This is a genomic window from Rhodopseudomonas julia (genome assembly GCF_030813515.1).
In the GTDB taxonomy this organism is placed as follows: domain Bacteria; phylum Pseudomonadota; class Alphaproteobacteria; order Rhizobiales; family Afifellaceae; genus Afifella; species Afifella julia.
The window spans coordinates 473,208-493,446 of the sequence record NZ_JAUSUK010000002.1; the positions used below are offsets into that span (position 1 = coordinate 473,208).

Annotated in this window: 19 protein-coding genes, 1 tRNA gene and 1 CRISPR repeat array; of the genes, 17 read left to right on the plus strand and 3 right to left on the minus strand. The window is 64.2% G+C overall.

Annotation, left to right across the window (positions count from 1 at the left end; all coding sequences use genetic code 11):
- Window positions 1–188 precede the first annotated feature (188 nt).
- From J2R99_RS11370 to J2R99_RS11410, 9 genes are all read left to right on the plus strand, one after another.
- Window positions 189–1,172, plus strand: a complete 984-nt coding sequence (locus J2R99_RS11370) for a LysR family transcriptional regulator (protein WP_307154597.1) — start codon at window positions 189–191, stop codon at window positions 1,170–1,172.
- Between the two features lie 720 nt (window positions 1,173–1,892).
- Window positions 1,893–3,200, plus strand: a complete 1,308-nt coding sequence (locus tag J2R99_RS11375; protein WP_307154598.1) for a CitMHS family transporter — start codon at window positions 1,893–1,895, stop codon at window positions 3,198–3,200.
- A gap of 48 nt (window positions 3,201–3,248) precedes the next feature.
- The gene (locus J2R99_RS11380; RefSeq protein WP_307154599.1) at window positions 3,249–4,589 is read left to right on the plus strand and encodes an acyclic terpene utilization AtuA family protein; all 1,341 of its coding nucleotides are present in this window, start codon (window positions 3,249–3,251) and stop codon (window positions 4,587–4,589) included.
- The gene (locus J2R99_RS11385) at window positions 4,586–4,900 is read left to right on the plus strand and encodes an AtuA-related protein (protein ID WP_128291323.1); all 315 of its coding nucleotides are present in this window, start codon (window positions 4,586–4,588) and stop codon (window positions 4,898–4,900) included. Before J2R99_RS11380 ends, J2R99_RS11385 begins: the two co-directional genes overlap by 4 nt.
- A gap of 96 nt (window positions 4,901–4,996) precedes the next feature.
- Window positions 4,997–5,659: a CoA transferase subunit A gene (locus J2R99_RS11390; protein WP_307154600.1), complete on the plus strand. Its 663-nt coding sequence runs from the start codon at window positions 4,997–4,999 to the stop codon at window positions 5,657–5,659.
- On the plus strand, window positions 5,652–6,308 hold the full coding sequence (locus J2R99_RS11395; RefSeq protein WP_128291325.1) for a 3-oxoacid CoA-transferase subunit B: 657 nt from the start codon (window positions 5,652–5,654) through the stop codon (window positions 6,306–6,308). The genes J2R99_RS11390 and J2R99_RS11395 overlap by 8 nt, the downstream gene beginning before the upstream one ends.
- 115 nt (window positions 6,309–6,423) lie before the next feature.
- Window positions 6,424–7,599 carry an acetyl-CoA C-acetyltransferase gene (locus J2R99_RS11400; protein WP_307154601.1) on the plus strand — a complete coding sequence of 392 codons (1,176 nt, stop codon included), beginning with the start codon at window positions 6,424–6,426 and terminating at the stop codon, window positions 7,597–7,599.
- 195 nt (window positions 7,600–7,794) lie between these two features.
- Window positions 7,795–8,736 carry a bifunctional enoyl-CoA hydratase/phosphate acetyltransferase gene (locus J2R99_RS11405; RefSeq protein ID WP_261214573.1) on the plus strand — a complete coding sequence of 314 codons (942 nt, stop codon included), beginning with the start codon at window positions 7,795–7,797 and terminating at the stop codon, window positions 8,734–8,736.
- Between the two features lie 13 nt (window positions 8,737–8,749).
- Window positions 8,750–9,964: an acetate/propionate family kinase gene (locus J2R99_RS11410; protein WP_307154602.1), complete on the plus strand. Its 1,215-nt coding sequence runs from the start codon at window positions 8,750–8,752 to the stop codon at window positions 9,962–9,964.
- Window positions 9,965–10,240: 276 nt separating this feature from the next.
- Window positions 10,241–11,798: direct repeats of the CRISPR family, unit length 32 nt; unit sequence GTCGCCCCTCACGCAGGGGCGTGGATCGAAAC.
- A gap of 56 nt (window positions 11,799–11,854) precedes the next feature.
- Here the strand turns inward: J2R99_RS11410 and J2R99_RS11415 are convergent.
- The gene (locus tag J2R99_RS11415; RefSeq protein ID WP_307154603.1) at window positions 11,855–12,742 is read right to left on the minus strand and encodes an AraC family transcriptional regulator; all 888 of its coding nucleotides are present in this window, start codon (window positions 12,740–12,742) and stop codon (window positions 11,855–11,857) included.
- Window positions 12,743–12,873: 131 nt separating this feature from the next.
- Between J2R99_RS11415 and J2R99_RS11420 the strand changes: the two genes are divergently transcribed.
- Window positions 12,874–13,581 (plus strand): SDR family oxidoreductase, encoded by a 708-nt coding sequence (locus tag J2R99_RS11420; RefSeq protein WP_307155686.1) that lies wholly within the window; start codon window positions 12,874–12,876, stop codon window positions 13,579–13,581.
- Window positions 13,582–13,620: 39 nt separating this feature from the next.
- On the opposite strand, the gene J2R99_RS11425 is transcribed toward J2R99_RS11420, so the two are convergent.
- Window positions 13,621–14,658, minus strand: a complete 1,038-nt coding sequence (locus J2R99_RS11425; protein ID WP_307154604.1) for a zinc-dependent alcohol dehydrogenase family protein — start codon at window positions 14,656–14,658, stop codon at window positions 13,621–13,623.
- A gap of 179 nt (window positions 14,659–14,837) precedes the next feature.
- Between J2R99_RS11425 and J2R99_RS11430 the strand changes: the two genes are divergently transcribed.
- From J2R99_RS11430 to J2R99_RS11440, 3 genes are read left to right on the plus strand one after another with little or no spacing between them, the layout of a single operon-like run.
- Window positions 14,838–15,092 carry a FitA-like ribbon-helix-helix domain-containing protein gene (locus J2R99_RS11430; RefSeq protein WP_307154605.1) on the plus strand — a complete coding sequence of 85 codons (255 nt, stop codon included), beginning with the start codon at window positions 14,838–14,840 and terminating at the stop codon, window positions 15,090–15,092.
- Complete coding sequence (locus J2R99_RS11435; RefSeq protein WP_307154606.1) at window positions 15,089–15,511, plus strand: type II toxin-antitoxin system VapC family toxin; 423 nt, start codon at window positions 15,089–15,091, stop codon at window positions 15,509–15,511. The genes J2R99_RS11430 and J2R99_RS11435 overlap by 4 nt, the downstream gene beginning before the upstream one ends.
- Complete coding sequence (locus J2R99_RS11440; RefSeq protein ID WP_307154607.1) at window positions 15,493–16,389, plus strand: SDR family oxidoreductase; 897 nt, start codon at window positions 15,493–15,495, stop codon at window positions 16,387–16,389. The genes J2R99_RS11435 and J2R99_RS11440 overlap by 19 nt, the downstream gene beginning before the upstream one ends.
- Window positions 16,390–16,830: 441 nt before the next feature.
- Here the strand turns inward: J2R99_RS11440 and J2R99_RS11445 are convergent.
- Window positions 16,831–16,920: transfer RNA gene (locus J2R99_RS11445), tRNA-Ser, on the minus strand.
- A 533-nt stretch (window positions 16,921–17,453) separates the two neighbouring features.
- Between J2R99_RS11445 and J2R99_RS11450 the strand changes: the two genes are divergently transcribed.
- The 4 genes from J2R99_RS11450 to obgE all read left to right on the plus strand — a co-directional run bounded on the left by J2R99_RS11450 (window position 17,454) and on the right by obgE (window position 20,228).
- Entirely contained in the window at window positions 17,454–18,158 is a 705-nt protein-coding gene (locus J2R99_RS11450) for a 50S ribosomal protein L21 (RefSeq protein WP_307154608.1), read from the plus strand.
- A gap of 2 nt (window positions 18,159–18,160) precedes the next feature.
- Window positions 18,161–18,430: a 50S ribosomal protein L27 gene (gene rpmA / locus J2R99_RS11455; RefSeq protein WP_307154609.1), complete on the plus strand. Its 270-nt coding sequence runs from the start codon at window positions 18,161–18,163 to the stop codon at window positions 18,428–18,430.
- A gap of 179 nt (window positions 18,431–18,609) precedes the next feature.
- Entirely contained in the window at window positions 18,610–19,200 is a 591-nt protein-coding gene (locus tag J2R99_RS11460) for a GNAT family N-acetyltransferase (RefSeq protein ID WP_307154610.1), read from the plus strand.
- Window positions 19,197–20,228 (plus strand): GTPase ObgE, encoded by a 1,032-nt coding sequence (obgE, locus tag J2R99_RS11465; RefSeq protein WP_307154611.1) that lies wholly within the window; start codon window positions 19,197–19,199, stop codon window positions 20,226–20,228. The genes J2R99_RS11460 and obgE overlap by 4 nt, the downstream gene beginning before the upstream one ends.
- Window positions 20,229–20,239: the final 11 nt, after the last annotated feature.

Here is a 20,239-nt window from a genome sequence, read left to right on the forward strand (position 1 = left end):
TCCGGAACGTTTCTTGCGTGGAAAGAATGAGTTAGAAGGGCCGCGCGGTTCTTTCTGGTGCTCTTCGCGCAACTTTGGCGCCAGTATTCGGGACCGAAAACGTCCGGTCGATCCGGTTGCTAGCGCCTGTCGCCGAGGGCGGGCAGCATCGGCGCCAATCGGCGTTCCTTGGGTTCAGCGAGGCTGAAATGGCGAGAGTTTCTCCGGTACGGACGCCCAATGTCCGCCAGATTCGGGCCTTTCTCGCCGTTGCGAAGCATCTGCGTTTCACCCGCGCGGCGGAAGACCTCAACATCTCGCAGCCGGCGTTGACGGTGCAGATCAATCAGCTTGAAGAGGTCCTCTCCATCAAGCTCTTCGATCGCAACAAAAGACAAGTCTCGCTGACGCCGGCGGGGCGCAACCTTTTGCCGATGTTTGAACGCATCGTCACCGATCTCGAAGACGTGGTGATCGCCAGCACCGATCTCGCCTATGCGCGGCGCGGGGCGGTACGCGTGGCCGCCCTTCCTTCCGTCTCCGCCAGCCTGCTGCCGAAGGCGCTCGTTTCGTTTCGGCGCACGCATCCCAATATCAGCGTGCGCATCCGCGACGTGGTCGCCGACGACATCATCAATCTGGTGAAGGCCGAACAGGTCGATTTCGGCATCGGCATCCGCCTGACGCCCGACCGCGACATCAAGGTCGAGAATTTCATCACCGACCATATCTGCGCCTTCTTCCGGCGGGGGCACCCGATCGAGGACGCGCCGCCCGTTCTCACCATCAAGGATTGCGCGCCCTATCCGCTCATTTTGACGAGCCGCAACAGCAGCGTGCGCGTGCTCTTCGAACGAGCGCTGGCGCGCGAGGGGGTGGAAGTCCATATCGCCGGCGACGTGAATTACATGTCGACCGCGCTCGGAATGGTGCGGGCGGGCTATGGCATCGGCATCCTGCCGACATCGGCGGTCGATTCCGGCCATACGATGGGCCTCGGCTTCAAGCGCATCGACGCGCCCTGGCTCAACCGCCGCGTCGGCATCATCCGCAAATCCGGGCGCTATCTGAGCCCGGTCGTGGAGCATTTCATCCAGGCCGTGCAGGATACGGCGGGCAATCTCCCGAGCGCGAATTTCCGCTCCGTACGCCGCTCCGAGCCGATCGGGGCGGTGGAACGCAAGGCCTCCTGATTCAGGACAGAAGGAGCGAAGAGGGGGATCACCCCAGCGTCTTCGGTCGCTTCAACAGGACGTCGTCCGCATCAGACATTGCGGCGAAAAGGCGGCGAGCCGATGGCCGTTCGAGGCCGTCGGCGTGGCAGAAACCTTTTTACTTCCTTGGCAATAGCTCTGCCGGCGGGGGGCATGCGTCGGCGCCCGCGCGTTTTTTCAGCAAAGAGCATTTCCTGTGCAGTCGCGCCGGCTCCCGCTTTGGTCTTCGTTCCTCGGCCCCGCGCAAAGGTGCAAATGCCTGCAAAGCTCCATCCCGATTCTGCGGCTGGTGAGCCGGCTGACGTCGAGTGTACTCAATTCTGCTGTGAGAACATGCCGGCTTTCGGCGTGTTCGCCGGGCGGAGGCTCGGAACAGCGTGCCGCCGGCGTAAGGCGCTCATTTTTCGGGCATTCTTCGCCAGCTCAGAGCGAGACCAGGGTGCTCACTTATAATCTTTTCCTATTAGTCCGTTCCAATAAATTCAATTCCTTAAACGTCGTTCTTCTGACACATTCTTTAACCGAGATGAGGTTGCCTCAGATCAAAAGCAGTTAAGCGACGTATATCTTCCTCATGCGGATCGTAAATCCGCGTGGAAAGTGGCGCCTGTATTTTCTGTTTCATCAGTAGATCCCAAAAAACGGGCCCCTGGAACCAAATTATACGTTGCTTGGGGGCAAGCCAGTTGAGGTCAAGCCATGTTGGCTCTACTCGGACTCATAACAATCCTCGTTCTGCTCACGTCGATCATGACCAACCGGCTTTCGCCACTGGTCGCTCTGATCCTCGTGCCTTTGGTTGCCGCCCTGATCGGCGGTTTCGGTCTTGATACCGCGAAGTTCATCGTCGATGGGCTCAAAGGAATTGCGCCGGTCGCGGCGATGTTCGTCTTTGCGATCGTCTTCTTCGGCATCGTCACCGACGCCGGCATGATGGACCCGATCATCGACCGGATCCTGAAGGCCGTCGGCCTGCGGCCGACACGCATCGTCATGGGGACGGCGCTGCTTGCGCTGATCATCCATCTGGACGGGTCGGGTGCGGTGACGTTCCTTATCACCATCCCTGCCATGCTGCCGCTCTATGACCGGCTCGGCATGGATCGTCGCGTTCTGGCTCTGGTCGCGTCTCTCGCCGCCGGCGTCAACTTCCTGCCGTGGACCGGCCCGGTGCTGCGTGCCTCGGCTGCGCTCAGCGTTCCCGTCACCGACATCTTCAACCCGCTCATTCTGGTGCAGGTCGTCGGCCTCCTCTTCACCTTCACGACCGCCTATCTTCTGGGTCGGCGCGAAGAGAAGCGTCTCGGCCTGACCGGCGGCGCGGATGCCCCCGGCGAAGCCGTCGTCACGGGCCGGGTGCTCACGGAAGCGGAACAGAAAACCCGCCGTCCGAAGCTCTTCTGGGTCAACATCCTGCTCACCCTCGGCGTGCTCGGGACGATGATGTCGGGTGTGGTTCCTGCCGCGATCATGTTCATGATCGGCACCGTCATCGCTCTCATCATCAACTATCCGAAGGTCGACGATCAGAAGGCGCGGGTCGATGCCCATGCCAAGGCTGCTCTGATGATGGCGACCATCCTCTTCGCCGCGGGCTCCTTCACCGGCATCATGCGCGGGACGGGCATGTTGACCGCGATGGCGCAAGGTGCTGCCAGCTTCGTGCCGGAGGCGATGGCCCAGCATATCCCGTTCGGTCTCGGCATCATCGCCATGCCGCTCAGTCTCCTGTTCGACCCGGACTCCTATTACTTCGGCGTCATGCCGGTCGTGGCCCATGTCTACGAGAACTTCGGTGGTGCCCCGATCGAAATCGCCCAGGCTTCCATCCTCGGCCAGATGACGACCGGTTTCCCGGTGAGCCCGCTCACCCCCGCCACCTTCCTGGTGGTCGGTCTGACCGGCATCTCGCTCGGCGAACACCAGAGATTTGCGATCCCCTTCCTGTTCGGCGCCTCCGTCCTGATGACGTTCTGCGCCGCCCTGATCGGTGTCTTCCCCTTCTAACGCCCGGCCCGCTCCGAGCCTGACGTTTCATTCCAGGAGTATTTCATCATGAAAACCATTCGTATCGGTGCCGGTGCCGGGTATTCCGGAGACCGCATCGAGCCGGCGCTCGAGCTCGCCCAAAAAGGCAAGATCGACTACCTCGTCTTCGAGTGCCTGGCCGAGCGCACGATCGCCATCGCCCAGAAGGCGAAGCTCGCCGATCCCAGCAAGGGTTACGACGCTCTCTTGGCAGAGCGCATGGAGACCGTTCTCAAGGTCTGTGCCGAAAAGGGCATCAAGATCATCACCAATATGGGCGCGGCGAACCCGCAAGCCGGGGCCGAGAAGACCCGGGAAATCGCGGCTGCACAGGGGCTTTCCCTGAAAATCGCCTCCGTGTCCGGCGACGACGTTCTGGAGACCTTGAAGTCCGGCGACATCAAGATCACCGAGACCGGGCAGCCGGCGGCGTCGATGTCGAATGTGCTCGTCTCCGGCAATGCCTATCTCGGCGCCGCGCCGATCGTGGAGGCGCTGGAGCAGGGGGCCGATGTCGTCATCACCGGCCGCGTTGCGGATCCGGCGCTGTTTCTTGCTCCGCAGATCAAGGAGTTCGGCTGGGCCTTCGACGATTGGGCGCATCTCGCCAAGGGGACGGCCGTCGGCCATCTTCTGGAATGCGGCGGCCAGGTCACCGGCGGCTATTTCGCAGAGCCGGGCCGCAAGGACGTGCCGGGTCTCGGCCGTCTCGGCTTTCCGATCGCGGAAGTCAGCGAGGACGGCAGCTTCGTCATCACCAAGGTGGAGAGCGCGGGCGGTCACGTCACGACCGACACCTGCAAAGAGCAGATCCTCTACGAGGTGCATGATCCGAAGAGCTATCTGACGCCCGACGTGACGGCCGATTTCTCGCAGATCACCTTCACCCAGGAAGGCCCGGACCGGGTGCGGGTCGAGGGCGTGACGGGCCGCGAGAGGCCGGCGACGCTGAAGGTCTCCGTCGGCTATGTCGACGGATATATCGGCGAGGGGCAGATCTCCTATGCGGGACCGGGCGCCTTGGCCCGGGCGAAGCTCGCTCTGGAGATCGTCCAGGAGCGGCTCGGCATCATCGGGCTTAAAAGCAGCGAGCTGCGCTACGACCTCATCGGCGTCAACGCCATCCATCGCGACGTCCTCGCGCCCCAGCCGGAACCCACAGAAGTGCGTGCCCGTGTCACCGGCCGTTGCGAGAGCATGAAAGAGGCCGTGCGCATCGGCAACGAGGTGGAGACCCTCTACACGAACGGCCCGGCCGGCGGCGGCGGTGCGACCAAATCGGCCCGCCAGGTCGTGGCGATGCTTTCCGCCCTCGTGCCACGGGCAGCCGTGACCCCGCGGATCCAGATCATTGAGGTGCAATCATGAAACTCTTCGACATTGCCCATTCGCGTACCGGCGACAAAGGCGACATCTCCAACATCTCGGTCATTGCCTATGACGAGAAAGATTATGCGCGGCTTGCCGCCCATGTGACGGCCGAACGGGTGAAGGAGCATTTCAAGGGCATCGTTCACGGCGACGTCGTCCGCTACGAACTGCCCAGCATCGGCGCCCTGAACTTCGTCATGTACGAAGCGCTCGGCGGCGGCGTCACCCGCTCTCTGGCTCTCGACCCGCACGGCAAATGTCTCGGCTCCGCGCTTCTGGCGCTGGAAATCCCCGACAGCGACGTCTGAGCCCCTCTTCGGGGGAGGAACTCCCCCCTTCCGGCAGGCCTTCGGCGCAGACCGGTCCTCCCCCGAAGAAACCCTCTCGCAGGCAAGGAAAATATCATGTGCGAAGTCATCTGCGTCGACGATGCCGTTGAACGGATCGAAGACGGCGCGGTGGTGATGATCGGCGGTTTCATGGGCTCCGGCACGCCGCCGCGGCTGATCGATGCCCTGGTTCGGCAGAAGAAGTCCGATCTCACGATCATCTCAAACGATACGGCGAAACCCGGCATCGGCATCGGCAAGCTCATCGATGCCGGCCTCGTGCGCAAGGTCGTCACCAGCCATATCGGCACCAATCCGGTCACCCAGAAGCTGATGATCGCCGAGGAGCTCGACGTGGAGCTGGTGCCGCAGGGCACGCTCGCCGAGCGCATCCGGGCGGGCGGCTTCGGCCTCGGCGGGGTTCTCACCCGCACCGGCGTCGGCACGCTGGCGGCCGAAGGCGAGACGACGCTCGAGGTCGACGGCGAGACCTATGTGCTCGCCAAGCCGTTGCGCGCCGATGTGGCGCTCATCAACGCCAAGCTCACCGATTATCTCGGCAATCTCACCTATGCGCTGACGGCGAGGAACTTCAATCCGCTGATGGCGATGGCGGCCGACAAGGTGTTCGCCGAAGCCGAAGCGATCGTCCCGGTCGGAACGCTGGCGCCCGATGTGATCGCCACGCCGCATGTCCTGGTCGACTATCTGGTCTCGAAGGAAGCCTGCCATGGATAACAAGGTTCTGATCGCCAAGCGGATCGCGCAGGAGCTGAAATCCGGCGATCTCGTCAATCTCGGCATCGGCATGCCGACGCTCGTCGCATCCTATCTGCCGAAGGATCTGGAGGTCTTCTTTCAGTCCGAAAACGGCATCATCGGCATGAGCATGCTGCCGCATCCGGGTCTGGAAGATCTCGATCTGACGGATGCCGGCGGCAACCCGATCGGCGCGGTTCCGGGAGCGGCGGGCTTCGATTCCGGCTTCTCCTTCGGCCTCATCCGCGGCGGTCATCTCGACGTGACGGTGCTCGGCGGCCTGCAGGTCGACGAGCGCGGCTATCTCGCCAACTGGATGGTGCCGGGAAAGATGGTGCCGGGCATGGGCGGGGCGATGGACCTCGTCGCCGGGGCGAAGAAGGTGATCGTCGCCATGACGCACACCGCCAAGGGCGCGCCGAAGATCGTCAAGGAATGCAGCCTGCCGCTGACGGCGGAACGCCGCGTCGATCTGATCGTGACGGAAATGGCGGTCATCACGCCGACGGCCGACGGCCTCGTCCTCAGCGAGGTCGCACCCGGAACGAGCGTCGAGGACGTCCTTGCGGCAACCGAAGCGAGCCTCATCGTTCCCGACGCCGTGGGCGAGATGAAGGTGGCCGCCTGAGCGACCGCCGACAACAATCCTCTCCCGGCACCGTCGGCCGCCCGGCACAAAGCACCGGCGCCTTCAACGGGGCGGGGAGGGGGCGCAGCAACCTCTTCTCATGGGACATCCCATCATGACTGACATCGTAATCACCGCAGCCGCACGCACCGCCATCGGATCGTTCGCAGGCGGGCTTTCCACGGTTCCGGCGGCAGAGCTCGGCGCGGTCGTCATCCGCGCGCTTCTGAGCCGAGCGGGCCTGGCCCCACAGGAAGTCGACGACGTGATCCTCGGCCATGTGCTGACGGCGGGGCTCGGGCAGAATCCGGCGCGGCAGGCGGCGATCCAGGCCGGGCTGCCGGTGACCACGACGGCTTTGACCGTCAACCAGGTTTGCGGCTCGGGGCTGCGCGCCGTGGCGCTCGGCCTGCAATCTCTCACCTGCGGCGACGCCAATGTCATCATCGCCGGCGGGCAGGAGAATATGAGCCTCGCCCCGCATGCCACCTATCTGCGCAAGGGCGTCAAGATGGGGCCGGCCGAGATGGTCGATACGATGATCAAGGACGGCCTGTGGGACGCCTTCAATGATTATCACATGGGCATGACGGCGGAGAACGTCGCCGACGGTTACGGCATCACCCGCGAGATGCAGGATGCCTTTGCCGCCGCCTCGCAGCGCAAGGCCGCAGCGGCCCGTGACGAGGGTCGTTTCGCCGCCGAGATCGTTCCCGTGAGCGTGCATTCGCGCAAGGGTGAGACGATCGTCGACGCCGACGAGTTCATCCGCCCCGACACGACGCCGGAAGGCCTTGCGAAGCTCAGGCCCGCCTTCAGCAAATCCGGCAGCGTTACGGCCGGCAATGCGTCGGGCATCAACGACGGTGCGGCCGGCGTGGTTTTGATGACGGCGGCGAATGCCGAAAAGCGCGGCGCGATCCCGATGGCACGCATCGTCTCCTGGGCGACCGCCGGCGTCGATCCGAAGATCATGGGCACCGGCCCGATCGCCGCATCGCGCAAGGCGCTCGACAAGGCCGGCTGGTCGGCCTCCGATCTCGATCTGATCGAGGCCAACGAGGCCTTTGCCGCGCAGGCGATCGCCGTCAACACCGAGCTCGATTTCGACACCGACAAGGTCAACGTCAATGGCGGGGCGATCGCGCTCGGCCATCCGATAGGGGCCTCCGGTGCCCGTATTCTGGTGACGCTTCTCAACGAAATGCAGCGCCGCGACGCCAAGAAGGGCCTCGCCACGTTGTGCATCGGCGGCGGCATGGGCATGGCGCTCTGCGTCGCCCGCGATTGAGGCGCTGAACCACCCGTCATCCTCTTCCCTCGCTCCCCCCGACCTCCGGCCCGACAGCTCCCTCCCATTCCAGATCGGTCCGGCGGTCGCGCCTCCCGCCCGTCCACACTTCCGGGCGGGAGGCGGCAGGGAGCCCGCTTCCTCCGCCCGTTCGTCCCCCCGTTCATGCCCCCCGCTTATCCCAGGACTTTTCCCATGACCGCCTTTTCTCAGATCCCCGAAACGCGCTCGCAGCTCGCCCGCCTCAAAGAGCTTTGCGCGCATCTGCCGCCGCTGCCGACCTCCGTCATCTATCCGTGCGATGAGACCTCTCTGCGCAGTGCGGCCGACGGTGCGCGCGAGGCGCTGATCGATCCCGTGCTCGTCGGTCCGAGCGCGATGATCGAGAAGCTCGCGCTCGCCCATGAGATCGATATTTCGGGCCTGCGCATCGTCGAGGCGCCGAATGCGGCGGCCGCTGCCGCGCGCGGCATCGATCTCGCCCGGGAAGGGGAGACCGGCGCGGTGATGAAGGGGGCGCTGCATTCCGACGAATTGATGGGCGCCGTCGTCAAGCGCGACCGCGGCCTGCGCACGTCAAAGCGCATCAGCCACGTCTTCATGATGCGCGTTCCGACCTATCCGAAATCGCTGATGATCACCGACGGCGTCGTCAACATCGCGCCGACGCTCGAAGACAAGGCGCATATTGCGCAAAACGCCATCGACCTGGCGCGGGCGCTGGGCGTGGAGGCGCCGCGGGTCGCGGTTCTTTCCGCAGTCGAAACCGTCAATCCGAAGATCCCGTCGACCGTCGATGCGGCGGCGCTCTGCAAGATGGCCGATCGCGGCCAGATCCGCGGCGGCATCATCGACGGGCCGCTCGCCTTCGACAATGCCATCTCCGCAGAGGCGGCGCAAACCAAGGGCATCGTCTCGGAAGTCGCGGGCCGTCCCGACATCCTGCTCGTCCCCGATCTCGCGGCCGGCAACATGCTCGTCAAGGAACTCACTTTCCTCGGGCGCGCCGAGGTCGCCGGCATCGTTCTCGGCACCGCCGTTCCGGTGATGCTGACGAGCCGCGCCGACAGCCTCGATTCCCGCCTGTCCTCCTGTGCGCTCGCCTCTCTCGTCGCCAACCATGCCGCGGTTGCGTGAAATGGAGTCTGCCATGTCGTCAGAAATGTCGCGCGAAGGCGCCCTCCTGGTTCTCAACAGCGGCTCCTCCAGCATCAAGTTCACCGTCTTCCAAGTGGGCAGGGAGGGCGAGAACATTTCTCCCGTGTTTTCCGGCCAGGTGACCGGCATCGGCACGGCGGCGGAATTCTCCGTCAAGGATGTGTCAGGTGCTTCGCTTGCCCGCGAATCCTGGGCGGAGCGGGATACCGGCGACGTCGCACCTCTCTTGCGCGATCTCATCGCCTGGATCCGCGCCCGCCTGCCGGATCTGCCGCTTCTCGCGGCCGGGCACCGCGTGGTGCATGGCGGGGCCGGGTTCCATCATCCGGTCCGCGTGACCAACCGAGTGCTCGACGAGCTGGAATCTTTGGTTCCGCTTGCGCCTCTGCATCAGCCGCAGAACGTTTCGGCGATCCGGGTGCTGGCCGAGAGCTTCGATGGCCTGCCGCAGATCGCCTGCTTCGATACGGCGTTTCACCATTCGCAGCCTTTCATGGCGAAGACTTACGGTCTGCCGCGGCGATTGAGCGAGAAGGGCGTGCAGCGCTACGGGTTTCACGGCCTGTCTTATGAATACATCTCCGGCAAGCTGCGCGAGACGCTGCCGGAGGTGGCCGAGGGCCGTGTGGTCGTTGCCCATCTCGGCAACGGTTCGAGCCTTTGTGCCCTCAAAGACGGGCGTAGCATCGACACGACGATGGGCTTTTCGGCTTTGGAAGGCGTGCCGATGGGGACGCGCTCCGGCAGCCTCGATCCCGGCATTCTGATCTATCTGATGCGTGAGATGGGCATGGATGCCGATACGCTCGAACATCTCCTTTATCAGGAATCCGGGCTTCTCGGCGTCTCTGGCATTTCCAACGACATGCGCGTGCTTCTGGAGAGTGACCGGCCGGAGGCGAAAGAGGCGGTCGATCTCTTCTGCTACCGGGTGGCGAAGGAGATCGGGGCGCTCTGCTGTGCGCTGGGCGGTCTCGACGCGCTCGTCTTCACGGCGGGCATCGGCGAGCATTCGGCTCCGGTTCGGGCGCGGATCTGCGACTACCTCGCCTTCCTCGGGATCTCGATCGACGCGGCGGCGAACGAAAGCGGAGAGACCCTCATCTCCGCGCCGGCGACGCTTCCTGTCGCGATCATCCCGACGAACGAGGAATTCATGATCGCCCGCCATGCCGTCGATCTCATGAATTTCCGCAACGCCGCATAAGACGGCATTCCGATCCGGCAAGGCGGAGCCGCCTTGCCGGGAAGCTTAGGCGGGCTTTGCGCAGGGGCTCTTCGACCCAAAGGTGTCGGCCTGAGCGGCGCGAACCGCAAGCGTGTCGGGTTTTTCTGGGAGGTTCGCGCTCGCGCCAAGGCGTTGAAAAACTGGGGTCGATGAGCGGAGAAGGCTGCAAACATCCGCCGCGGCGCGAGCCGACGGCATCGTTTCGCGCAGACGGCGCCATTTCCTCTGCCGTTTCGCTGGCTTATCCTGGGGACCGTCGCCCCTCACGCAGGGGCGTGGATCGAAACGAAAGAGACACTAAACTTCCTCCGTTTGAACATGGTCGCCCCTCACGCAGGGGCGTGGATCGAAACTCTCAGAATAGGCGGCGGCGTACGCGTCCGTGCTGTCGCCCCTCACGCAGGGGCGTGGATCGAAACAGACCTGGTCCTCGATAGACCCACGGAGGGCTCGTCGCCCCTCACGCAGGGGCGTGGATCGAAACAGTGTGGCCGCAAACGCTGTTTGCAGCAGAGCCGGTCGCCCCTCACGCAGGGGCGTGGATCGAAACTATGTCAAACATCGCGATCTCGATGGGCGCGAAGGTCGCCCCTCACGCAGGGGCGTGGATCGAAACGGAGATCCTGTAGGGAGTCCCTATTCAAAAATTCTTGAGTCGCCCCTCACGCAGGGGCGTGGATCGAAACGTCTCGCCTGGTGCGGATGACACGGGTCTTCGCCGTCGCCCCTCACGCAGGGGCGTGGATCGAAACGACGCCGGCACCGCCGCGCGCCAGGGTTACCAGGTCGCCCCTCACGCAGGGGCGTGGATCGAAACCAACCGGTCATGTCGAAGCCAGTACCACCGTCTAAGTCGCCCCTCACGCAGGGGCGTGGATCGAAACATGTAATCGGCAGAGCCCGAATCGGCGTTGTCCTGTCGCCCCTCACGCAGGGGCGTGGATCGAAACGCGCGCTGCGCGATTGCAACCGGCGCGACGATCGAGTCGCCCCTCACGCAGGGGCGTGGATCGAAACCAGATAGCGGCGCAGCGCCATCCCATGCCGGCCCGTCGCCCCTCACGCAGGGGCGTGGATCGAAACTCGTCGAGGCGGCGGTGATGCGGCTTTCCGCGTTGTCGCCCCTCACGCAGGGGCGTGGATCGAAACGGGCTACCCTTTCTCGCCAGTAGCATAGGCTCCACGTCGCCCCTCACGCAGGGGCGTGGATCGAAACCGCCAAGGAGCATGCGGTCGGCGACCTGACAACCGTCGCCCCTCACGCAGGGGCGTGGATCGAAACATGACATCCGCGGTTTCTGGGTCCGCGTTGCTGTGTCGCCCCTCACGCAGGGGCGTGGATCGAAACCCCGCCGACGGCGAGCGGCTGCGCATGCGCCCCGTCGCCCCTCACGCAGGGGCGTGGATCGAAACGGGGTCACGCTGTCGATGAAGGATGGCGTCTTGAGTCGCCCCTCACGCAGGGGCGTGGATCGAAACTTGATCTGTATAGCGAGACGGTCGTTCCAGCTCGATCGAGTCGCCCCTCACGCAGGGGCGTGGATCGAAACCCGAACCCACATCTGGTCGCGCTGTGCTTCGCAGGTCGCCCCTCACGCAGGGGCGTGGATCGAAACGTCGAAATAGTCGCCAATCCCGGTGTAGAGGTTGGTCGCCCCTCACGCAGGGGCGTGGATCGAAACCACGGCGTCGACCCGCAGGTGATGGCGGCCCGCGGTCGCCCCTCGCGCAGGGGCGTGGATCGAAACGCGACGCGAGCCGGGTTGAAACCGACCGCGATGGTCGCCCCTCGCGCAGAGGCGTGGATTGAAACGATGTGTTGCGACCCGGCGAGGTGCGCTGCGTGCGTTTGAGGCGGGGGAGGTGATATCAGCCGCCTGCGCTCGGCGTTTGGCCGAAGGTTCGTTTGAAGGCATGTGAGAAGGCGCTTTGTGAGCTGTAACCCACCGCGGCCGCAACGGCTGCGACGCTCTCGCCGGCGCTGAGCTGGCGCTGTGCCAGAACCATGCGCCAGCGGGTGAGGTAATCGAGCGGCGGGCGGCCGACACGATCGGCAAAACGCTGCGCAAAGGCTGAACGCGACATGCCGACCTCCGACGCCAAGATCGGGACCGTCCAACGGCGCGCGACATCGCCGTGCAGCAGCGTGAGTGCTTTGCCGATGCGCGGATCCGCCAGCGCGGTGATCCAGCCGACTTTGTTTGCAGGACGGGTGGCGACGAAGGCGCGGACCGCCTCGATGACGAGAATTTCCGCCAACCGCTCGGCGACGAGGGCGCCGCCGAGCTCCTTGCTGTCGACCTCATGTCTCAAGGATTTCAGCGTCGTTGCGACAGATGCGGCGGCGGGTGAGGTCCGGTCGATGCGCAGAAACGCCGGCAGCGCGTCGAGGACGAACGCGGCGCTGCCACCGGAAAAGCCGCTGCCGCCGCCCATCATGACCGTCTCGTCGCCCGCCCCGAGACGCACCACGTCCTGGCCTGGGTTCTCATAGAGCGGCATGCCTTCGATCGGCTCGACCGCCGGATCGCTGGCGACGACATAGCGCGTGTTGGCGATCAGGACGACATCGCCTTCCTCCAGCATCTCCGGTGGCCGGTCCGGAAGGAGGAGAAAGCATCGGCCGCGGGTCACCGCCACGAATTTCAGCCGGGCGCGCCCGTCGAAGGCGAGGGCCCAGTGTCCAGCGGCTTCCAGGCCCGTTCCCCGAACGCTCCGAGCGCCAAGCGCGGCCAGAACCTGCGAGAAGGGATCCACGGATATTTCGGCGTATCGCGACGAAGACATGGATTTTCGAGCATAGATCACCCGGAAATGGCCGCATAGACTCGTGCTTCCAATTGGGAGACGGAGCCTTCACCGTGACCATCGCCAACAAAGTCGTCGCAATGACCGGAGCCGGACGCGGCATCGGCCGGGCGACCGCCCTTCATCTTGCCGCACACGGAGCGCATCTGGTGCTCGGCGCACGAAGCGAGGCGGAGATCGCTGCCGTGACGCAAGAGATCGAGCGAGCGGGCGGCGAGGCCGTCTATCGTGCGACCGACGTCACCCGGCGCGCGGACCTCGACGCGCTGGTTGAGCTCGCCTGCGAGCGTTTCGGCCGGCTCGACGTCATCGTCAACAATGCGGGCATCGGCCCGATTTCGCGCTTCGACGCTCTGCAGGTCGATGACTGGGACGCCATGATCGACGTGAATTTGCGGGGCGCGCTTTACGGCATCGCCGCGGCACTTCCCGTTTTCGGCCGTCAGGGAAGCGGGCATATCGTCAACGTCGTTTCGACGGCGGGCCTCAAAATCGTGCCGACAATGGGCGTCTACGCCGCAACCAAGAACGCGCTGCGCACCGCCACCGAAGCGCTGCGGCAGGAATCGCCCAATCTGCGTACGACGGAAGTCTCTCCGGGTTTCATCGACACGTCGTTTGCAGAGCGCGCGATCAGCGATCCCGACATCAAGGCCGCGATCCAAAAGCGCAAGGACGAGCTGGCGATTTCGCCCGATGCGATCGCACGGGCGATCGCCTTCGCCATCGACCAGCCTGAGGATGTCGAGATCGGCAGCATTGTCGTGCGTCCGACCGCTCAGGATTGATGACGCGGAACGATGCGCTGACTTGAGCTTCGGCCTGTCTCAGAAGCGGGTGATGACGGTGGCGCCGACGGACTGGAATTTGTCCATGGCCATCAGGGCCTCGGGCGCGTCGGCAAGGCTGATCTGATCGCCCACCAGGCGGGATGGATCGAGCTTGCCGCTTGCCACCATGTCGAGCATGGCGCCATAGCGGTGCGCCTGCATCCCGTGAGAGCCGATGAGCTCGATCTCCTGGCCGACGATCTTGGGCATGGGGATGGCGGGGGCGGCATGTTCGCCGAGCATCAGCCCGACCTGAATGTGTCTGCCCCGGGGCCTGAGGCCCAGGATGGAGTTCGTCATGGTCACCGGATGGCCGAGCGCATCGAGCGAGACATGCGCCCCGCCGCTGGTGATCTCTTTGATCGCGGCGGGCACATCGGCCTCCTGGCCGTTGATGACGGCGACGGCCCCGAGGTTTTTCGCGAGATCGAGTTTTGCCGGATCGAGATCGACGCCGATGACGTTCGCCCCGGCCGCCGAAGCGATCATCACGGCCGACAGACCGACACCGCCGCAGCCATGCACGGCCACCCACTGGCCCGCGCGCACCTTGCCCTGATCGATCACCGCCCGGAAGGACGTGGCAAAGCGGCAGCCGAGGCTTGCTGCGGTCGCAAACGCCATGCCTTCGGGCAGCGCGACGAGGTTCAGATCGGCCTGGTGGATGGCGACGTATTCCGCGAATGAGCCCCAATGGGTGAAGCCCGGCTGCTCCTGGTTGAGGCAGACCTGCTGATGCCCGGCGGCGCATTCCGGACAGCTGCCGCAGCCGCAGATGAAGGGCACGGTGACCTTGTCGCCCACCTTCCAGCGGGTGACATCGCGGCCCACGGCCGCAATGACGCCGGCGAGCTCGTGACCTGGAACATGCGGCAGCTCAATGTCGCTGTCATGCCCCATCCAGCCATGCCAGTCGCTTCGACAGACGCCGGTCGCCGCGACCTTCAGCACGACCCCATGCGTTTCCGGGCTCGGGTCATCCACCGTGACCAGCCTGGGCGCTTCTTGAAATTTTTCGAACAGGACGGCTTTCATCGCAGGGGGCTCTCCGTTTCGCCGAGAGCTTTAGGGCGAAATCGCGGGCGTGAGAATGCCTTTGCCGATGTCGTGGGTCCGCTCACGCCCCGCCGCCCGATAACGGTCACAGCTTGTCGGTTGATATCACATTTCCTATTTTGATATCGCTGCCATCGCTGGGTCGGAGATGCCATCACATGCCCGCCGTGACCATTCGCAACCTTTCAGACGAGACCCATCGTGCCCTCAAGGTGCGCGCGGCGCAGCATGGCCGCAGCACCGAAGCCGAAATGCGCGACATTCTGGAGGCGGCCGTGCGTCCCGCCGAGCGCCTGCGCCTCGGCTCCGCCCTGTCTGCGTTGAGCCGCGAGGCCGGGCTGACGAATGCCGATTTCGAGGCGCTGGAACAGGCCCGCGACAAGACGGCCGCCACGCCGATGAGCGTTGAATGATCGTTCTGGATACGAACGTCGTCTCCGAGGCGATGAAGCCGGAGCCGGACCCTGCCGTGCGCGACTGGCTGGACGAACAGGTGGCCGAAACCCTCTACATCTCCAGCGTGAGCGTCGCAGAACTCCTGTTCGGCATCGGCGCGCTGCCGGAGGGACGGCGCAAGCAGACGCTCGCGGCGATGGTCGACGCGATGCTGCCGCTTTTTGAGGGGCGAATCCTCGCCTTCGACACCGATGCCGCCCGTCATTATGCCGATCTCGTCGTTGCGGCCCGCAAGGCCGGTAAGGGCTTTCCAACGCCGGATGGCTATATCGCTGCGATTGCGACCGCCCATGGTTTCACGGTCGCGACACGCGACGCCAGCGCCTTCGATGCGGCAGGCGTTCCGGTGATCGACCCTTGGACGGCCCGGCACTGAGAAGGGACGTTGCCCTTCTAGGAGATGATACGATCATAGTTCTTGTCACAGGCGGTAATGGGAGACTCGGGCGTGCGCTGTCATTGATTGGCGGCCCCGCTGTGAGAGGGTTTTCGAGTGCAGAACTCGACGTCACCGACGCCGTAGCATTTCATCGCGTTCTTGGGCGATTACGCCCCGATGCTGTAATCAACGCAGCGGCACTTGGCGTTGAGGCATCCGAAGTGGAACCGCAACGCGCCCATCATGTTAACGCTATTGCGCCTGGGCATATGGCTCAAGCTTGCCAACTTGCCGGAACGCCGTTCATCCATATTTCGACCGATTATGTATTCGGTGATGTGCCCGATCGGCCATGGCGCGAGTCCGATCCAGTCTCGCCCCTGAACAGCTATGGCCACCTAAAGGCAGAGGGTGAGCATAATGCTCTGGCTGCCGCCGGTGGGGTTTGCATCTGTCGGGTGGCTTGGTTGTTCGGTGATCAAAAGGATTTCATCGCTCGGTTGCTGCAAGGAAATGATGACCCCGTAAGGGTCGCATATGATCAGATTGGTTCCCCGACACCAATTTTTCATGTCGCAAAGAGGCTCTTGGAACTGGCGAGCCGTATGGTCGCCGGCGATGTCATTCCCGAAATCCTCCATCTGGCCGGTTCGCCGCCAGTGTCGCGTGCCGATTGGGTTGCCACGGCGTTTGACGCGCGTCGGCGTGCAGGCAAGCGAACCCCTAAACTGGTGCCGGTTTCGATGTCAGAATTCGGCTCCCAGATACCCCGACCGAGCCGCAGCGCCCTCGATTGCACGCTGGCCACTCAGATTTTTGCCGACCAACTTGATTGGCAAGAGCTAACGATGAGAGCTGACACGTTCTCCGGCTAGAAGCGCGACAGCGGCATTGCTGTTTGTCGCGAAGTCCCGACAGGCCACTACAGATAGGCTGGCCCGGAGAATCAAGGCCTTTCGTTTTGCAAATTTTCGTCGCCAGTCGCGGAAAGCGAGCGGCATGATTTGCGACCACAGGTGCCCGTTTATGGCGTTGCCCTTCGGGCCGGGCTTTCGGCTGTGCCGGAACCACGCCCATGGGGGATTTCCGCCATTCGGCTTCAATCCCCAACGCAAGGGCGGCGACGGCCATTCCGCGGTAGGCGCCGCCCGGATAAATGGGAGCGATCCAGGGGGAGGGGTGTCGATCTCGGTCGCCGCCTGGATTGAAACCAATGCTAGGCGTAGCCCGTGGCATACCAGTCGAAAATCCAAGACCACCTCGGACATTCGCGGTCAGCGAGGTACGGAAATCGACAAGTGGAAATCAGCGGGAAATGGCGGAGGGGCAGGGATTCGAACCCTGGGTACGCTCGCGCGCACAACGGTTTTCGAGACCGCCCCGTTCGACCGCTCCGGCACCCCTCCGCGGGCGCTGAAATTCGAGGCGCCGCGTATCTACGCATGCATGATGCGTCTGACAAGGGTGTCGGAACGATTTCCTGGAAAAGTGCAAGCCTGTCGCAAGATCGGCCGTTTTCGTGACAGCGTTTCGGGCTGGTTCGGCCGCTTCGGGGCGCGCCTATAAGGGGCGCCTGGTCGGGCGCCCAAAGAGACGCTCAAAGAGGAGCGTCCGGGGCGTCCCGCAGCAGGGATGTCGGAAGGAGCGCCCAAGGGTACGCTCACGGGGAACGCCGAGCGCGGACGATTCGCGGGGAGTGCCTAATGGGGCGGCCAGAGGGGACACTCACAGGCGACTCCTAAGGAAGTGTCGAGGGAGCCGCCTCAAGGTGCCGGCGGTCTTGACTTTCGGGGCTCGCTGATCTTTATGCGGCTGAAATCGGCGTGGGCTCTGCCCGGCGCCGTTTTGCTTTGGCCGCAAGCGGCCCCATATCAACCGGTTCAGACTGAACAAAAAGCCGATCCGGCGGGCCACCGCCAGGACGGGAGTCGAGGACGAAATGTTCGCAGTCATCAAAACCGGCGGCAAGCAATATCGCGTTGCCGCCGATACGCTTCTGGAAGTCGAAAAGCTCGCAGGCGATGCCGGCGACACGGTCACCTTCGAAGAGGTGCTCATGGTCGGCGGCGAGGGCGATCCGAAGATCGGTTCGCCGTTTGTCGGCGGCGCCGCCGTCACCGCGGAAATCGTGGAGCATACGCGCGGCCGCAAGGTCATCATCTTCAAGAAGCGCCGGCGGCAGAATTCGCGCCGCAAGAACGGCCATCGCCAGGATTACACGCTCATCCGCGTGACCGACATCCTGACCGACGGCAAGAAGCCGTCGAAGGCGAAGAAGGCGGCGCCGAAGGACGAGGCGAAGCCGGCCGAGACGAAGGCGGAAGCCCCGGCGGAGACGAAGGCCGAGGCGAAAGCGGCCGAAAAGGCGGAAGCCAAGAAGCCTGCCAAGGACGCCGAGACGGACGGAGCCGTCTTCGAGGCGCCGGCGGGCGAGCCGGACGACCTGAAGAAGCTGAGCGGCGTCGGCCCGGCCATGGAAAAGAAGCTGAATGCGGCCGGCGTCACGCGCTACGACCAGATCGCCGGCTTTTCGAAGGACGACGTTCAGAAGCTGGACGAGGCTCTGAAGCTCAAAGGCAAGGCCGAGAACGAGGATTGGGTCGCACAGGCCAAGACCCTCGCTGACGAATCGAAGGAGAAGTAACCATGGCGCACAAAAAAGCAGGCGGCTCGTCGAGAAACGGTCGCGATACCGCTGGTCGGCGCCTCGGCGTCAAGAAGTTCGGTGGCGAGGCGGTCGTCTCCGGCAACATCATCGTTCGCCAGCGCGGCACGCAGTGGCATCCGGGCCAGAATGTCGGTCTCGGCAAGGACCACACGATCTTCGCGCTGACCGATGGACATGTGGAGTTCCACAAAGGCCTCAAGGGGCGCACCTATATTTCGGTGCTGCCGCCGGTGGAGGCTGCCGAATAGCTGCGTTGCGACGCGGCCTCCCGCCGATCCAGCGCAAGTGATGAAGGGGAAGCGGGCGACCGCTTCCCCTTTTCGATTCGGGGCCCTGTTTTTGCGAATTCGTCCGTGCCGGGTGCTTCCGGGCAGGGAGGTTCGTGTCTGCGGCCTTTGCCGAAATCTCAGAAGAGGCCGCAAGGTTCTTGGCCCGCAAGGTTTACGAGACGATGCACTCACCGCTCAGCGATTTGACCACTGACCGGCTCGTATTGACGCCGAAGCGCGCCCGTCATCTCGCCACCCTCGATCACCTCAAGAACGATTGGGAGGTGGTGCGCATGCTGGCGATGCCGGCCTGGCCGTTCGTGCAGCGCTCCGAGCAGGTGGAGCAGGACGAAGGTTTTCATCATCTCACGATGCTCTGCGGCAAGGAGATCGTCGGCGAGGTGACGGTGAAGCGCGCCGGATCGGGCACGCCGCCACGCGCGATGCCGCGGCTCGGCTATTTCGTCGGCCGCGCGTTCTGGGGGCGCGGCTATGCGACGGAAGCGCTGGCGGCGACGGTGGCGGCGATCTTCGATCGACCCGGCTTCGGCGGCGATGCGCCGGCCGAACGCGTGGGGGCCGGCGTCTTCGTCGACAATCCCGCCTCGCGCCGGGTGTTGGAAAAGCTCGGCTTTACGAAGGCGGGCAGCTATTCGCTTTATTGCCGGGCGCGTGACAGTGACGTCGATGTCGACGACATGCAGGTGAACCGGTCCGAATTTGCGGCCGTTGGAGGCAGAACGCCATGAAGTTTCTCGACCAGGCGAAGGTCTATCTGCGCTCCGGCGATGGCGGCTCGGGATCCGTCTCGTTCCGGCGCGAAAAATTCATCGAATTCGGCGGGCCGGACGGCGGCGATGGCGGACGCGGTGGCGATGTGTGGCTTGAGGCGGTCGACGGGCTCAACACGCTCATCGACTATCGCTACCAGCAGCATTTCAAGGCGGAGCGTGGCGGCCACGGCATGGGACGCAACCGCACCGGCGCCGGCGGCAAGGACGTCGTCTTGAAGGTGCCGGCGGGCACGCAGGTTTTTGCCGAGGACAACGAGACGCTTCTCGCCGACCTCGACCGTGTCGGCGAGCGGGTGAAGCTTCTCCATGGCGGCAATGGCGGCTTCGGCAACATCCATTTCAAGAGCTCCATCAACCAGGCGCCGCGGCGTGCCAATCCCGGCCAGGAAGGCCAGGAGATGTGGGTGTGGCTGCGCCTGAAGCTGATTGCCGATATCGGGCTCGTCGGGCTTCCGAACGCCGGAAAGTCGACGTTTCTCGCGCGCGTTTCGGCGGCAAAGCCGAAGATCGCCGATTATCCTTTCACGACGCTGCACCCCAATCTCGGCGTCGTGCGCCACAAGGGCGGCGAATTCGTGCTCGCGGACATTCCAGGCCTGATCGAAGGCGCGCATGACGGGGCGGGGATCGGCGACCGGTTTTTGGGCCATATCGAACGCTGCCGCGCGCTTTTGCATCTCGTCGATGCTGCGGGCGACCCGGCAACCGCGTATCGCACCGTGCGCGAAGAACTCAACGCTTACGGTCACGGTCTTGCCGAAAAGCCGGTCATTGTCGCGCTGTCGCGTGTCGATCTTCTCGACGAGGATGCGCGGGAGGTGGCGATTTCGGAGATTGTAGACGCGTCGGGCAAAGAGCCGTTCCTGGTTTCCGCCGGGACGGGCGAAGGCGTCTCCGAGGTTCTCGACACCTGCCTTGCCGCGCTGCCGCACGGCGGCAAGAAGGAAGCGGATGAGGACGGGGAGTGGACGCCGCTCTCATGAGGCGCGTTCTG

Coding starts and splice junctions, on each gene's coding strand:
- J2R99_RS11370 (WP_307154597.1), top strand. CDS start 189: ATGGCGAGAGTTTCTCCGGTACGGACGCCCAATGTCCGCCAGATTCGG.
- J2R99_RS11375 (WP_307154598.1), top strand. CDS start 1,893: ATGTTGGCTCTACTCGGACTCATAACAATCCTCGTTCTGCTCACGTCG.
- J2R99_RS11380 (WP_307154599.1), top strand. CDS start 3,249: ATGAAAACCATTCGTATCGGTGCCGGTGCCGGGTATTCCGGAGACCGC.
- J2R99_RS11385 (WP_128291323.1), top strand. CDS start 4,586: ATGAAACTCTTCGACATTGCCCATTCGCGTACCGGCGACAAAGGCGAC.
- J2R99_RS11390 (WP_307154600.1), top strand. CDS start 4,997: ATGTGCGAAGTCATCTGCGTCGACGATGCCGTTGAACGGATCGAAGAC.
- J2R99_RS11395 (WP_128291325.1), top strand. CDS start 5,652: ATGGATAACAAGGTTCTGATCGCCAAGCGGATCGCGCAGGAGCTGAAA.
- J2R99_RS11400 (WP_307154601.1), top strand. CDS start 6,424: ATGACTGACATCGTAATCACCGCAGCCGCACGCACCGCCATCGGATCG.
- J2R99_RS11405 (WP_261214573.1), top strand. CDS start 7,795: ATGACCGCCTTTTCTCAGATCCCCGAAACGCGCTCGCAGCTCGCCCGC.
- J2R99_RS11410 (WP_307154602.1), top strand. CDS start 8,750: ATGTCGTCAGAAATGTCGCGCGAAGGCGCCCTCCTGGTTCTCAACAGC.
- J2R99_RS11420 (WP_307155686.1), top strand. CDS start 12,874: ATGACCGGAGCCGGACGCGGCATCGGCCGGGCGACCGCCCTTCATCTT.
- J2R99_RS11425 (WP_307154604.1), bottom strand. CDS start 14,658: ATGAAAGCCGTCCTGTTCGAAAAATTTCAAGAAGCGCCCAGGCTGGTC.
- J2R99_RS11430 (WP_307154605.1), top strand. CDS start 14,838: ATGCCCGCCGTGACCATTCGCAACCTTTCAGACGAGACCCATCGTGCC.
- J2R99_RS11435 (WP_307154606.1), top strand. CDS start 15,089: ATGATCGTTCTGGATACGAACGTCGTCTCCGAGGCGATGAAGCCGGAG.
- J2R99_RS11450 (WP_307154608.1), top strand. CDS start 17,454: ATGTTCGCAGTCATCAAAACCGGCGGCAAGCAATATCGCGTTGCCGCC.
- rpmA (WP_307154609.1), top strand. CDS start 18,161: ATGGCGCACAAAAAAGCAGGCGGCTCGTCGAGAAACGGTCGCGATACC.
- obgE (WP_307154611.1), top strand. CDS start 19,197: ATGAAGTTTCTCGACCAGGCGAAGGTCTATCTGCGCTCCGGCGATGGC.